Raw genomic sequence first — 14,149 nt, forward strand, 5'->3', positions numbered from 1 at the left:
TGCGATGAGCCTGTTCGCGCGCGAACTGCCACCGACCGCCGGCCTGCCGATGCAGGCCAGCGACTTCCTTCCCGGTGGTGGTGACCTGCGCGGGATCCTGGCCAACCAGCTGGGCACGCCGCCGCTGCAGCTGACCTGTTCCGGCACGCACGCGCTGCTGATCGCCCTGCGCACCTTGCGCAAGCGCGCACCCAGGCGCGACACGGTGATCATGCCGGCCTACACCTGCCCGCTGGTGCCGATCGCGGTGCACAGCCTCGGCCTGCGCGTGCAGCTGTGCGATACCCGGCGCGGCCACTTCGACTTCGATCCCGGCCAGCTCGAACGGTTGGCCGATGCGCGTACGTTGGCCATCCTGCCAACCCACCTCGGCGGTCGCATCGCCGATGTCGAACGGGCCTGCGACATCGCCAGCAGCGCCGGCGCCTGGGTCATCGAAGATGCCGCACAGGCGCTGGGCGCACGGGTGGGCAACAGCAGTGTCGGCCTGCGTGGCGACATCGGATTCTTCAGCCTGGCCGCCGGCAAGGGGCTGAGCCTGCACGAAGGCGGCCTGCTGGTCAGCCGCGATGACGAACTGCGCGCCGAACTGGCCGAGCATGCCGCCGAACAGGTGCGCTTCAACCTGCGCTGGGAGCTGCTTCGCAGTGTGCAGCTGCTTGGCCTTGCCGCCTGCTATCGCCCCTCGCTGCTGTCGCTGGTGTACGGCAATCCGCTGCGCAGCGCACTGCAGCGTGGCGATCTGGAAGACGCGGTCGGTGACATTTTCCCGCTGGACATACCGCAGCACCGGGTCAGTCGATGGCGACAGAACATCGGTGCCCATGCCGCGCGGCGATTGCCGGCGTTCCTGCAGGCCGGGCGCCTGCGCGCACTGCAGTTGCGCGTGCAGCTGGCACAACTGCCAGCGGTGGAGGTGGTCGATGGCCTGGCCGGCACCGGCGGCACCTGGCCGATGCTGATGCTGCTGCTGCCCAGCCAGCGCGCGCGCGATGCCGCGCTGGACGACCTGTGGCCGCGCGGCCTCGGTGCCAGCCGCATGTTCATCCATGCCCTGCCCGACTACGCCTACCTGCGTGGCATCGTGCCGCATGAGGACGTGCCCAATGCACGTGACTTCGCCGCACGCATGCTCACCCTTGGCAACAGCGCCTGGCAGACCCGTGAGGAAACGGGCGAAATACTGCAGGTCCTGGCCCGCGCCTGACCCGCACGTGCATGCGTGGCCTGCGCTCCGCGCATTCATCCGTGTACTTTCCTGAACGCTTTCCCAGCCCGTCAAAAGCGCCTTTCAACAGGAAAGGAACGAGAAAGGCGGCCTGCCTACATTGAGCCTGCCCCGGCAATGTGCCGGACGCCTTTCTCATCGACGGACCTGCCCATGCACTGGAGCATCCTGTGTGACTTCGACGGCACCATCAGCCTCGAAGATGTCATCGACTCGCTGCTGGAAAAGTACGGCCAGCCGGGCTGGCAGGAACTGGAAGACCAGTGGAAGGCGGGAAAGATCGGCTCGCGTGAATGCATGCAGGGCCAGGTGCGGCTGCTGGAACTGGATCCGGCCACGCTTGATGCCCATCTGGACCAGGTGCAGATCGATCCAGGTTTCGTCGCCTTCGTCGCTCGCACCGAGCAGCTGGGCCTGCCACTGCGCATCGTCAGCGACGGCCTGGACTATGCGATCCATCGCATCCTCGCCAACCACGGCCTGGCGCAGCTGCCGGTGGTGGCCAACCACCTGCGCTGGTGCGATGACCACTGGGAACTGGAATCGCCCTACCAGGCCCAAGGCTGCCGCAGTGGCACCTGCAAATGCGCCTGCGCCGCGCAGGCGCGCGCCAAGGAAGCACCGCGCGTGCTGATGATCGGCGACGGCAGCTCGGATTTCTGCGTGTCCGAAGACGCCGACTTCGTGTTCGCCAAGCGCCGCCTGATTACCCATTGCACGAATGCCGGCATCGAGCATGCCGCCATCGACACCTTCCACGATGCAATCGCACTGCTGCCGCGCTTGCTCGATGGCAGCCTGCTGCAGCCACGTCGCCTCGACGCCAGCCCGCAGCCCGCCGCACTGCCCCTGCTGCTTGCCACCGCCTGAGCACTCCCTTCCAGGCGCGCTCCCCTGTTACCCCTTTCGAACGTCCTTCACGGAACCGAACTGCATGAATATTTTTGACAAGAACGCCGACGCCGCTGCCTCCGATGCGCAGCTGCTGGCCGACGAAGCCCGCTACAGCTCCTTCGGCGACACCGTCCACTACGTCGATCCGCCGAAGATCTTCCAGCGCGGCGAAGGCAGCTACATGTTCGACGGCGCGGGCGTGCCCTACCTCGACCTGCAGATGTGGTACTCGGCGTGCAACTTCGGCTACAGCAACAAGCGCCTGAACGATGCACTGAAGGACCAGATCGACACCCTGCCTCAGGTCGCCAGCCAGTACCTGCACCCGACCCGCGTGCAGCTGGCCAAGACCATTGCCGTGGACATGCACGAGAAGTTCGGCCTCGACGGCCGCGTGCACTTCAACGTCGGCGGTGCGCAGGCCATTGAAGACTCGCTGAAGATCGTGCGCAACGCGCGCGGCGGCAAGAGCCTGATGTTCGCCTTCGAAGGCGGCTACCACGGCCGCACCCTGGGTGCGTCTTCGATCACCTCCAGCTACCGCTACCGCCGCCGCTACGGCCACTTCGGCGAGCGCGCGATGTTCATCCCGTTCCCGTACCCCTTCCGTCGCCCGAAGGGCATGACTCCGGACGAGTACTCCGACCACTGCGTGTGGCAGTTCGAGCGCCTGTTCGAAAGCGAGTACAACGGCGTGTGGGATCCCAAGGTCGGCCAGGCCGAGTACGCCGCGTTCTACGTCGAGCCGATCCAGGGCACCGGTGGCTACGTCATCCCGCCGCGCAACTTCTTCACCGGCCTCAAGCGCGTGCTGGACAAGTACGGCATCCTGATGGTCGTCGATGAAATCCAGATGGGCTTCTGGCGCACCGGCAAGCTGTGGTCGATCGAGCACTTCGGCGTGACCCCGGACGTGCTGGTGTTCGGCAAGGCGCTGACCAACGGCCTGAACCCGCTGTCGGGCCTGTGGGCGCGCGAAGAGCTGATCAACCCGACCGTGTTCCCGCCGGGCTCCACCCACTCCACCTTCAACTCCAACCCACTGGGCACCCGCCTGGGCCTGGAAGTGCTGAAGCTGGGCAAGGAAATGGATTACGAGCGCACCGTGCCGGAAAAGGGCGCGTACTTCCTCGACGGCCTGCGCGGCCTGCAGAAGCGCCACCCGGAAATCGGCGACGTCGACGGCCTGGGCCTGGCGCTGCGTGCGGAAATCTGCCAGGCCGACGGCTATACCCCGAACAAGGAGCTGCTGGACCGCATGGTCGACATCGGCCTGGCCGGTGACCTGCTGCACGACGGCAAGCGCATGGGCCTCGTGCTCGACGTGGGTGGCTGGTACAAGAACGTGATCACCTTCGCGCCGTCGCTGGACATCAGCTACGAAGAAATCGACCTGGCGATCACCCTGCTCGACCAGGCGCTGACCAAGGCCAAGGGCTGAGGTCGATGCGCTGCCGGTTCCCGTGCCGATGGAGATGACGTCACGCGCATCCAGCACCGCGCTGGAACCGACCGCGCTGCTGGAGGGCTTCCTCGCCCACCCCCCGCTCGGATTCGAGGCAGGCCGCCTTCCCAGCGGCCTGCCGACCTTCCGTGCGCCGCTGGACCTGACCACCACGATGGATGACGAACTGCGCGGCAGGCTGCTCGGCCTGCCGCTGTCGCGCCTGTGGCGGCCGTGGATCACCTGGAAGACGCGCTTCGTCGGTGCCACCAGCACCGAGTACACCCCGCTGCCGGCACACGTTGCCCCGGAGGCGCTGGCCGAGGACGTGACGCGTCACGCGATCCGCGATACCCGGCTGCTGGTGGTGAAGGACCTGGCAGTCGATTCACCGCTGCTGGACGACGCGGCCAACGCACACAGCGGCGCCTTCCTGCAGGCGCTGCTGGCACGCGGCTTCGTCGAACTGGAAGGCATGCCGCTGGCCTGGGTGGCGATCGATTTCGATTCGCTCGACGACTATCTCGGCCGCCTGTCATCCTCGCGCCGCAAGAACATCCGTCGCAAGTTGCGTTCGCGCGATGACCTGCAGATCGACTGCATCGCCACCGGCAACCCGGCCCTGGCCGACCCGCAACTGCAGGCCGAACTGTACGCGCTGTACCTGGGCGTATACGCGCAGAGCGCGGTGCATTTCGACCAGCTCGACCTGCCCTATTTCCAGTACCTGCTGGCCGACAGCCAGGGCCAGGGACGGATGTTCCTGTACCGCCACCAGGGCCGGTTGATCGGCTGGAACCTGTGCTACGTGCATGCCGGCAAGCTGGTGGACAAGTACATCGGCCTGGCCTATCCGCAGTCGCGCGAGCACAACCTGTACGCGGTCAGCTGGATGCACAACCTCGAGTACGCGCTGCAGCACGGCCTGAGCCACTACGTGGCCGGCTGGACCGACTCGCGCATCAAGGCCGAACTGGGTGCGCGCTTCACCTCCACCCGGCACGCGATCCACGCACGCTCCCCGCTGCTGCGCGCCGCCCTGCGCAAGCTGGCCCCGCACCTGCAGGGCGAACCTGATGGAGGCGGTTGAACGATGCCGTTGCGTTCCCCGCTGATCCTGGACCTGGACGGTGGCGTGCTGCCGCTGCCACAGGCACAGACCCTGGCCCTGCCGCAGTGGCATGACCCGCTGCGCTTTGCCTGCAGCAATGCCACCCTGGACCGTTTCGCCGCTGACGTGCTGGCACCACTGCCGGCCCAGCTCGGAACCGTCATGCTCGGCAGTGGCGACTTCCACCACCTCAGCCTGCCACTGCTGCGCCGCATGCGCGGGCAGGCCCCGTTCCAGCTGGTGGTGCTGGACAACCATCCGGACAACATGCGGTTCCCGCTCGGCATGCACTGCGGCTCGTGGGTGAACGCCGCCAGCAAGCTGCCGCAGATCTCGCACATCCATGTGCTCGGCATCACTTCCAGCGATATCGGCCTCGGTCATGCCTGGGAGAACCACTGGCGACCGCTGATGGGTGGACGCCTGACGTACTGGTGCATGGACGTGGACGTGGGCTGGGGCCACCGCCTCGGCATGGGCCGTGCGTTCCGACGCTTCGAGCACCCGGAAGCACTGGTCGCCGCGTTCGCCGCCGAGCAGGCCGCATCCCCACAGCCGACCTACCTGTCGATCGACAAGGATGTATTCGCCGAGGACGTTGCGCGAAGCAACTGGGACCAGGGCCGCTTCCAGCTGGAACACGCACTGGTGGTGATCGAAGCACTGCGCGCCGGTGGCCTGGTCGGCAGTGACATCACCGGCGAAGTTTCGCTGGCCAACTACCAGAGCCGCTTCAAGCGCTGGCTGTCGTCGCTGGATGGCCAGCCCGACATCAGCGCCGAGGACCTGCCGGTCTGGCAGGCACGGCACCAACAGGTCAACCGCGAGCTGCTGGCCGCGATGGCCGCCCTACCGACGGCCTGCTGACCGCGTCGGTCGTGCCGGCGCTGGCCGGCATGGCTTCGGTAGTGCCGGCCGCTGGCCGGCAACCTCATTGTTCCCGGGCTCACGGGAATGCCGGCCAGCGGCCGGCACTACACTGGGTTCCCGCCCCGGAGCCCTCGCCATGCCCCAGACCGTCATCCCGCAACTGCGCATGCGCCATGCCGATACCACCCTGCCGTTCTACGTGCAGGGGCTGGGTTTCGTGGTCGACTGGGAACACCGCTTCGAAGCCGGTTTGCCGCTGTTCGCCCAGCTCACCCGCGATGGCCAGACGATCTTCCTCACCGAGCACAGCGGTGACTGCGAGGTCGGCGGCGCGGTGTACTTCATCGTCGACGACGTCGACAGCCTGTACCGCGCCTTCAGCGCCGCCAACGTGCCGATCGAGCAGCCACCGCATGACACCGACTGGGGCAGCCGCGAAATGCTGCTGCGCGACCCCGACGGCAACCGCCTGCGCTTTGCCACCCACCTGGACTGAACAACGCGGGCTTGAGGCGGATATACGAAACATATACGCTTCGTATATTCCCACTCCAGGACCGCCGATGGGCATCGTCAACATCGATGACACCCTGCACGACCAGCTGCGCCGTGCCTGCACTGTCTCCAGCCGTTCGATCAACGCCCAGGCCAACTTCTGGATCCGGGTCGGCATGCTATGCGAGATGAACCCCACGCTGAGCTTCCAGGACATCGTCGCCAGCGAACTGCGCGCAGCCGGCGTGCAGCCGCCGCTGCTGGCACCGGGACAGGTCTGAGCAGATGGCGATCATCAAGCGCCCCGACGAGATCGCGCTGATGGCCGAATCGGGCCGCCTGCTGGCGCAGGTGTTCGCCGCGCTCGACCGGCTGCCGCTGCAGGGCCGCAGCACGATGGAGATCAACGATTTCGTCGAACGCATGATCGTTGACGAGCTGCAGGCGCGGCCGGCCAGCAAGGGCCAGTACGGCTTCCCGTACGTGCTCAACGCCTCGATCGACAACGTGATCTGCCACGGCGTACCCAGCACCACCGACGTGCTGCGCAACGGCCAGATCGTCAACCTCGACATCACCCTGGAGAAGAACGGCTACATCGCCGACTCCAGCACCACCTACCTGGTGGGCGAGGTCGACTACGCCGCGCGCAGGCTGGTGCAGGCCGCCTGCCAGGCGATGTGGGAAGGCATCGCCGCGGTGCGCCCCGGCGCGCGCCTGGGCGACATCGGCCACGCCATCGCCCGCTACGCGCGCAGCCACGGCTACAGCGTGGTGAAGGAATACTGCGGCCATGGCATCGGCCAGGAAATGCACGAGGAACCGCAGATCCTGCACTACGGCCATCCAAACACCGGCCTGGTGCTGGAAGAAGGCATGGTGTTCACCATCGAGCCGATGCTCAACCAGGGCAGGCCGGCCATCCGCCAGCGGCCGGACCAATGGCCGGTCTACACCCGCGACGGCAAGCTGTCTGCCCAGTTCGAGCACACCGTGGCGGTTACCCGCAGCGGCGTGCGCGTATTGACCCTGCGCCCCGGCGAAACGCCATTGTGCGCGGTGGATGCGGCCTAGAGCGGACGCAACAGAAGCAGCGTTGCCAGGCAGAACATGAAGATCGCGACGCCCCCATCCAGCACCCGCCAGGCGTCCGGCCTGCGGAACACCGGCTGCACCAGGCGCGCGCCATAGCCCAGCGTGCAGAACCAGGCCACGCTGGCGGCGCACGCACCGGCGGCGAACGCCCAGCGCAGGTCACCGGGGTAGCGCGTGGACAGGCTGCCCAGCAACACCACCGTATCCAGATAGACGTGCGGGTTGAGCAGGGTGAAGGCCAGGCAGGTCAGCAGCACCTGCCGTCCGCTGCCGCCCTGCGCCTCGGCGGCGGCCAGCGCACTGCCACCGCGCCATGCGCGCAGCCCCGCCTGCAGGCCATACCAGAGCAGGAAGGCCGCGCCACCGAAGCGCAGCCCCTGCAGCAGCAGCGGCCACTGCAGCACCAGCGCGCCCATGCCGCCCACGCCCGCCAGGATCAGCACGATGTCCGCGCCGGCGCAGGCCAGCACCACCTTCCCCACATGGCGCTGCTGCAGGCCCTGGCGCAGCACGAAGGCGTTCTGCGCACCGATGGCGATGATCAGGCCGGCACCTGCGAACAGGCCGGCGGCGGCAGCGGCGATCCACATCAGGACAAGCCAGGCAGCGAAGGGATGCGCAGGGTGCGGCCAACGGTCGGTTAAGACAATCTGGTTTTTCTTTATCCTGTGCAGAAAAACTGAAGGGGCGCCGACATGGACCTGGTACACCCGCAACTGGCCGCGTTCGCTGCCGTACTGGAGGAAGGCAGCTTCGAGGCTGCGGCACGCCGCCTGTCGATCAGCCCGTCGGCACTGTCGCAACGGATCAAGGCCCTGGAGGACAGGCTCGGGCAGGTCCTGGTGGTGCGCCAGGCCCCCTGCCGACCGACCGCCGCCGGTGAAGCGCTGCTGCGCCGGGTACGCCCGATGCAGGCGCTGGAAGCCGAGGCGCTGGCCGAGCTGCTACCCGAGCGTGGCAACGACGCTGCGCGTACGCCCATCCCCCTGGCGGTCAACGACGACTCGCTTGATACCTGGTTCGTGCCCGCCATCGCCGACCTGCACCAGCGCCATGGCTACCTGTTCGACCTGCGCATGGACGACCAGGACCACACCCTGCAGCTGCTGCGCGATGGCAGCGTGCTCGGCGCAGTCACCGCCGAAAGCCAGCCGGTGAAGGGCTGCAACGTGCACCCGCTCGGCGCCATGCGCTACCACGCGATCGCTTCGCCCGGCTTCGCCCGCCAGTACTTCAACGATGGCATGCAGGCCGCGGCCCTGGCGCGCGCACCGATGCTGGTGTTCAACCGCAAGGATGAACTGCAATGGCGCTTCGTGCGGCGCCTGACCCGCGCGCGACTGCAGCCGCCGCTACACTACCTGCCCTCTTCCACCGGTTTCGTCGAAGCTGCCGCGTGCGGACTCGGTTGGGGCATGGCCCCGGAAACCCTGGTCGCGCCCGCCGTGCGCGCCGGCCGCGTGGTGGTACTGGAACCCCGCCGCTGGCTGGATGTGCCGCTGTACTGGCAACATGCCGCCGTGCGCTCAAGCACGCTGCAGCACATCACCCAGGCGCTGCGCACTGCGGCCAGCGGCACCCTTCGTTGAGGACAATCCGATGACCGCAGACTCGGGCTTCACGCCGCGCGCACTACCGTTTGCGCACTTCTTTACCACTGGGACGGCATGGGCGTGATCGGCCGACGTACAAGGATGCACCGCGCGAAGGCCGCGCTGGCGCTGGTGCTGGCGACCTGCCTGCCAACCGCTGCGTCCGCGCAGAACAGCAACGACGCCCCCGCATTGGACTGGGAACAGGCACGCCAACGCCTGGAGCAGGTCTCCGATGCACTAGCCGCCGCAGATGCAGCGGCGCGCAACAAGCAGGACCTGCAGGACGCCACGCGCCTGCTGCGCCTGCCGGAGATCACCGGCGAAGTGCGCCGCCTGCAGTTCCAGAAGACCCTGACCCTGCCACTGGGTTCGCTGGCGCCCGTGGCTGAAGCCTTCGGAATCGATTCGCCGTTGTCGTTCACCGAGCGCGACTGGCGTACCCGCCCGGTAGTGACCGCGGTGCTGCCGCTGTACACCGGCGGCGTGATCCCGGCCGCGCAACGTGCGGCCAGCGCCGCCCATGAGCAGGCCAACGCCGAGCGCGAGGCACAGCGCCAATCATTGACCGTGCAGCTGGCCCAGGCCTACTTCGGCCAGCGCCTGGCCGAGCAGGCGGTGGACGTGCGCCGCGACGTACGCGACGGCCTCAACCGCCACCTGTCCGATGCAGAAAAGCTGGAGCGCGAGGGCTTCGCCACCCGCGCCCAGCGCCTGCAGGCCACCGTGGCCCGCGACAAGGCCGAGCGCGAATACCAGAAGACGGTGAACGATCTGGCTACGCTGAAGGCCGCGCTGGCCACGCTGCTGCGCAGCGGTGGCGAGGTGCAGCCGGTGTCGCCGCTGTTCGTGCAGCGCGTGCCGATGGAACCGGTGGCCAGCTTCGAGCGCACGGCGCAGGCGCGCCAGCCGCAGATCGCGCGCTTGCGCGCGATGGTGGCGCAGGCCGAACAGGGCGTGCGCGTGCAGCAGGCCAAGCTGAAGCCGCAGATCTTCGCCTTCGGCCAGTACGACTTCCGTCGCCGCGACGAGATGCTGACCGACCCGGACTGGGCGTTCGGCATCGGCCTGAAGTACACCTTCCTGTCGCCGAACTCGCGGCCGGCGCAGATCAGCGCCGCGCGTGCGCAGCAGGACCAGGCCGAAGCGGGCCTGCGCGAGGCCGAGAACCAGGTCGCACTGGGCGTGCGCAAGGCCTGGAACGAACTTGAGACCGCGCGCCAGCAGTTCGTGCTGCTCGACAGCAGCATCGCCCAGGCACAGGAAAACCTGCGCCTGCAGGAGCTGGCATTCCGCGAAGGCCAGGCCACCTCGCTGGATGTGATCGATGCGCGGCTCGGCCTGGGCGGCGCCCGTGTCGAGCGCGCACAGGCCGCCTACCAATACGACATTGCGCTGGCACAGTTGCTGGAGATCAGTGGACAGATGGACCGTTTCGAAGAATTCCGGCGGCGTGCGGACGAGGTGATCGACCATGAGTGATGTGCTGCACGACGATGCGACGACGCCCCCCGGCAAGCGACGGCTGGGACCGATCCTGCTGGTGGTCCTGCTGGTCGCGGTGGTGCTCGGCCTGTGGCTGGCCTGGCGCAGCCCGGCCGACCAGATCCAGGGCATGGCCGATGCGGACACGATCAACGTGGCCGCCAAGATCACCGCGCGCGTGGCCGAGCTGAAGGTGCGCGAGGGCGATCGCGTGCAGCCCGGGCAGGTGCTGTTCCTGCTCGACAGTCCCGAAGTGGCCGCCAAGGAACAGCAGGCGCACGGCGCATTGGCCGCTGCGCAGGCGGTGGCCGACAAGGCCGATGAAGGCGCGCGCAGCGAAGACATCCGTGCCGCCGAAGCGAACTGGAAGCGGGCCGAAGCCGGCGCGACGCTGGCCGAAGCGACCTACCAGCGCGTGCAGAACCTGTTCAACGAAGGGGTGATGACCCGGCAGAAGCGCGATGAAGCGCATGCCCAGGCCACCAGTTCGCGCGAACTGGCCCGCGCCGCCCGCGCGCAGTACGACATGGCATTGGCCGGCGCCCGCGAGCAGGACAAGCGCGCAGCCCAGGGCCAGGTACAACAGGCGCAGGGCGCGGTGGCCGAGGTCAACGCCGCGCGAGCAGAAGTGGAAGGACGCGCGCCGGTGGCGGGCGAGATCAACAAGCGCATGGCCGATCCGGGCGAGCTGGTGCCGGCCGGCTATCCGGTGTTCACCCTGGTCGACATCGACCGCATGTGGGTGGCGATGAACCTGCGCGAATCGCAGATGCAGGGCCTGAAGGTCGGCAGCAAACTGCAGGGCAGCGTGCCGGCGCTGGGCCTAGATGGTGAGTTCGAGGTCTACTTCATCAATCCGGCCGGCGACTACGCAACCTGGCGTACCACCCGCCAGTCGTCCGGCTATGACGTCCGCAGCTTCGAGGTGCGGGTGCGCCCGGTACGCCGCATCGAGGGCTTCCGCCCCGGCATGAGCGTGCTGTTCGCATGGCCCCAGCACTGAGCCCGGACCGCAACGGCTTCGCCGCTTCGTGGCGGCGCGAGCTGCAGTCGCTGCGCAGCAACCGTGCCGACCTGCTGCTGGTCACCCTGCTGCCACTACTGATGCTGGTAGTGATGGCATGGATGTTCACGCCGTCGGTGATGCGCGATATCCCGATTGCTGTGGTCGACCTTGACCACAGCAGTGACAGCCGCCTGCTGCTGCGCATGCTCGACGCAAGTCCCGGCGTACGCGTCGCCAGCCAGCCAGCGGACCTGGAGGAGGCACGTTCGCAGCTGCGCAGCCTGGACGTGTTCGCCATCGTGCTGGTGCCGCGCGATGTCACCCGGCAGGCGCTGCGTGGGCGCCAGGGCACAGTGTTCGCCTATTACAACGCCACCTACATGACCACCGGCCAATCGGCGTCGCGCGACATCGGCGACGCGGTCTCGGCCTGGAACGCACGCCTGCTGCGCGAGCGCATCGGCCTGCAGGTCGGCCCGGGCAAGCTGCGCGCGGCACCGATCGCGGTGCAGTCGGACATCCTGTACAACCCGGCGCGCAGCTACGAGCTGTTCCTGCTGCCACTGATCTTCCCCGCAGTGCTGTCGCTGGTGCTGGCACTTGCGGTGGCCGGCAGCCTCGGCCGCGAGATCCGCGATGGCACCCTGCCCGCCTGGCTGGCTCGCACGCCGTGGTCGGCGATTGCCGGCAAGGTCGCGCCGTACCTCCTGCTGTTCTCGCTGTATGGCGCGCTCGGCATCGGCTACCTGGCCTGGCTGCGCGGCGATGGTGTGGCCGGCAGCGTGCTCCTGCTGCTGCTCGCACAGCCCCTGTTCTACCTGGCCACGGCCGCCTACGCGTTGTTTTTCGTCGGCGTCACCCGCGACATGGGTACCGCGCTGTCCGCGGTGGGTCTGAGCATCGGCACCGCACTGGCGTTTTCCAGTGCCACCTTCCCGGTGCTGGACGGGCCGTTGTTTACCCGCGTCTGGCACCAGCTGCTGCCATTGAGCGCCTACATCAAGCTGCAGACCCAGCAGCAGTTCATCGGCTCGCCGCTGCAGGTTTCGGCATGGCCGCTGGCTACGCTGCTGTTGATGACGGTGGTGGCCGGTGGCATCGGCGGCCTGCGCCTGATCGCCTTTGCACGCACGCCTGCCGCCGCACAATCCGCAGGGGCTGACGCATGAGCATGCTCTGGCGCAGCCTGCGGCAGACCCTGATGGCGGTGCTGTGCGACCGCTACGCGATCGTGGTGATGGTCGGTGCGGTGATCCTGTATTCGTTCTTCTATCCAGCCGCCTACCGGCACCAGGTGGCCGGCAACCTGCCGGTGCTGGTGGTGGACGAAGACCATAGCGCGACCAGCCGCGAGCTGCTGCGCAAGATCGACGCACTGCGCGTTGCGCGCGTGGTCGGGCAACCGGCGGACGTCGACAGCGCACGCCAGCAGCTCGAAGCCGGCCACGCCGAAGGCATCGTCGTGATCCCGGCCAACCTGGAACGCGACATCCTGCGCGGCCATCCGGCCAAGCTGGTATTGCTTGGCAACGGCGCCTACCTGGGCCGTGCCAGCTGGGTGCTGGGCAGCGTGGCCGATGCACTGGGCGCATTCGGGCGCGACGCCGTGGTCGGCCAGGCCGCCTTCATGGGCGCGCCACAGGCACCGCCGGTCACCCTGGTACAGCGCCCGCTGTACAACACCCAGGAAGGCTATGGCAGCGCCATCGTGCCGGGCGTGGCGGAGCTGATCGTGCACCAGACACTGCTGATGGGCATTGGCGTCCTGCTCGGCGGCCGCCGCCTTGCGCTCGGCCGGCGCCTGCGCTTCGACCTCCCGACCCTGGCCGGCATGGCGATGGGCTTCGGCCTGATCGGCCTGTTCGGTTTGTTCTGGTATGCCGGGTTCACCGCCTGGGTGCAGGACTATCCACGGGGAGGCAACCCGCTGGGCCAGCTGCTGGGCGGCATCTTGTTCATCGCCGCGACGGTGGCGTTCGGCCTGTTCATCGGCAGCTTCTTCCGTACCCGCGAACGCGCGTTCCAGTACATCATCGCCACCTCGATCCCGCTGTTTTTCCTGGCCAACCTGTCGTGGCCGGCGGTGATGACGCCGCAACCGCTGGTCTGGCTGGCACAGCTGCTGCCGACCACCTCGGGCATCAACCTGATGGTGCGCCTGAACCAGATGGACGCCCGCCTGGCCGACATCGGCCACGAACTGATCACCCTCACCGTCCTGCTGCTGCTCTACGGCAGCCTCGCCACCTGGCGCCTCCTCGCAAAAAAGGGGACGGAGGGGATTAAGTCGTAACCGGCCGGTTTGGGAGATTGCGACTTAATCCCCTCCGTCCCCTTTTCCTGCAACGAAGAACGCCGGCGCGGGGCCGGCGTTCGAGTACTGCGATGTGGAAGGGGAAAACTGGGGCTGTCGGCGATCGATCAGCGATAGACGCGTTCGCAGCGGCGCTCGACCACGCGGTCGCCATTCTTCTGCTGGCTGTTGCCCTGGATCTGGCGACCGGCCGCACCACCGGCCACAGCACCGGCCACGGTAGCGAGCTTCTTGCCATTGCCGCCGCCCACCTGGTTGCCCAGCAGGCCACCGATCACCGCGCCGGTGGCCGTACCGGCGATGCGGTTCGGATCGCGCGAGTTGCGCTGCACTTCCACGTTCTTGCAGACCACACGGCTGCCGTCATTGAACTTCCGCCCTTCGTCGCGCGGCCCGTAGGTCTGCGCCCCTGCAACGGACGAAGCCGCCAGCAGGGTGCCGAGCACAAGCAGTCGGGTCGAGGTCTTCATGGCCATCTCCTGAGTTCCGGAATGGCGCCAGTGTCCACCCGCAGTTGGCAACCGGAAGTGAAATGGGCGTGTCCGCCACCTCATCGGCCATCGCGCGTTCAGGAAGAAAATCCGCGCCCATCACGATCAGCCATCGTGATGGGCG

Annotated in this window: 15 protein-coding genes; 13 read left to right on the top strand and 2 right to left on the bottom strand. The window is 67.7% G+C overall.

All coding sequences use genetic code 11. The features are described 5' to 3' along the window. Nucleotides 1-4 precede the first annotated feature (4 nt). From HMPREF3114_RS05000 to map, 8 genes are all read left to right on the top strand, one after another. Complete coding sequence (locus HMPREF3114_RS05000) at nt 5-1,207, top strand: DegT/DnrJ/EryC1/StrS family aminotransferase (RefSeq protein WP_070489252.1); 1,203 nt, start codon at nt 5-7, stop codon at nt 1,205-1,207. Nucleotides 1,208-1,381: 174 nt separating this feature from the next. Further along, nucleotides 1,382-2,098: an MtnX-like HAD-IB family phosphatase gene (locus HMPREF3114_RS05005; protein WP_070489254.1), complete on the top strand. Its 717-nt coding sequence runs from the start codon at nt 1,382-1,384 to the stop codon at nt 2,096-2,098. 64 nt (nt 2,099-2,162) lie between these two features. Beyond that, complete coding sequence (locus HMPREF3114_RS05010) at nt 2,163-3,563, top strand: aspartate aminotransferase family protein (protein ID WP_005408663.1); 1,401 nt, start codon at nt 2,163-2,165, stop codon at nt 3,561-3,563. 28 nt (nt 3,564-3,591) lie between these two features. Beyond that, a complete protein-coding gene (locus HMPREF3114_RS05015) occupies nt 3,592-4,656 on the top strand; it encodes a GNAT family N-acetyltransferase (protein ID WP_070489255.1) in 1,065 nt (354 codons plus the stop codon). A gap of 3 nt (nt 4,657-4,659) precedes the next feature. After that, complete coding sequence (locus HMPREF3114_RS05020; RefSeq protein WP_070489257.1) at nt 4,660-5,544, top strand: hypothetical protein; 885 nt, start codon at nt 4,660-4,662, stop codon at nt 5,542-5,544. A 139-nt stretch (nt 5,545-5,683) separates the two neighbouring features. Continuing rightward, on the top strand, nt 5,684-6,043 hold the full coding sequence (locus HMPREF3114_RS05025; protein ID WP_053498166.1) for a bleomycin resistance protein: 360 nt from the start codon (nt 5,684-5,686) through the stop codon (nt 6,041-6,043). 67 nt (nt 6,044-6,110) lie between these two features. Then, nucleotides 6,111-6,323: a ParD-like family protein gene (locus HMPREF3114_RS05030; RefSeq protein WP_005415768.1), complete on the top strand. Its 213-nt coding sequence runs from the start codon at nt 6,111-6,113 to the stop codon at nt 6,321-6,323. 10 nt (nt 6,324-6,333) lie between these two features. Then, on the top strand, nt 6,334-7,116 hold the full coding sequence (map, locus tag HMPREF3114_RS05035) for a type I methionyl aminopeptidase (protein ID WP_176746370.1): 783 nt from the start codon (nt 6,334-6,336) through the stop codon (nt 7,114-7,116). Here map and HMPREF3114_RS05040 read toward each other — a convergent pair. Next, nucleotides 7,113-7,727 carry a LysE/ArgO family amino acid transporter gene (locus tag HMPREF3114_RS05040; RefSeq protein WP_053498162.1) on the bottom strand — a complete coding sequence of 205 codons (615 nt, stop codon included), beginning with the start codon at nt 7,725-7,727 and terminating at the stop codon, nt 7,113-7,115. The two genes, map and HMPREF3114_RS05040, sit on opposite strands and share 4 nt — an antisense overlap. A gap of 105 nt (nt 7,728-7,832) precedes the next feature. Between HMPREF3114_RS05040 and HMPREF3114_RS05045 the strand changes: the two genes are divergently transcribed. The 5 genes from HMPREF3114_RS05045 (at nt 7,833) to HMPREF3114_RS05065 (ending at nt 13,513) form a co-directional block, all read left to right on the top strand. Continuing rightward, nucleotides 7,833-8,726, top strand: a complete 894-nt coding sequence (locus tag HMPREF3114_RS05045) for a LysR family transcriptional regulator ArgP (protein ID WP_053498160.1) — start codon at nt 7,833-7,835, stop codon at nt 8,724-8,726. Nucleotides 8,727-8,804: 78 nt separating this feature from the next. Next, nucleotides 8,805-10,211 (top strand): TolC family protein, encoded by a 1,407-nt coding sequence (locus HMPREF3114_RS05050; protein ID WP_070489259.1) that lies wholly within the window; start codon nt 8,805-8,807, stop codon nt 10,209-10,211. Continuing rightward, a complete protein-coding gene (locus HMPREF3114_RS05055) occupies nt 10,204-11,217 on the top strand; it encodes an HlyD family secretion protein (protein ID WP_005415763.1) in 1,014 nt (337 codons plus the stop codon). Before HMPREF3114_RS05050 ends, HMPREF3114_RS05055 begins: the two co-directional genes overlap by 8 nt. Beyond that, nucleotides 11,202-12,389 (top strand): ABC transporter permease, encoded by a 1,188-nt coding sequence (locus HMPREF3114_RS05060; protein ID WP_053498154.1) that lies wholly within the window; start codon nt 11,202-11,204, stop codon nt 12,387-12,389. The genes HMPREF3114_RS05055 and HMPREF3114_RS05060 overlap by 16 nt, the downstream gene beginning before the upstream one ends. After that, nucleotides 12,386-13,513, top strand: a complete 1,128-nt coding sequence (locus tag HMPREF3114_RS05065) for an ABC transporter permease (protein ID WP_053498152.1) — start codon at nt 12,386-12,388, stop codon at nt 13,511-13,513. The genes HMPREF3114_RS05060 and HMPREF3114_RS05065 overlap by 4 nt, the downstream gene beginning before the upstream one ends. Before the next feature lie 128 nt (nt 13,514-13,641). Here the strand turns inward: HMPREF3114_RS05065 and HMPREF3114_RS05070 are convergent, their stop codons facing one another. Beyond that, complete coding sequence (locus HMPREF3114_RS05070) at nt 13,642-14,010, bottom strand: glycine zipper 2TM domain-containing protein (RefSeq protein WP_005415760.1); 369 nt, start codon at nt 14,008-14,010, stop codon at nt 13,642-13,644. Between the last annotated feature and the right edge of the window lie 139 nt (nt 14,011-14,149).

The organism is Stenotrophomonas sp. HMSC10F07, assembly GCF_001807895.1.
GTDB lineage: Bacteria > Pseudomonadota > Gammaproteobacteria > Xanthomonadales > Xanthomonadaceae > Stenotrophomonas > Stenotrophomonas sepilia.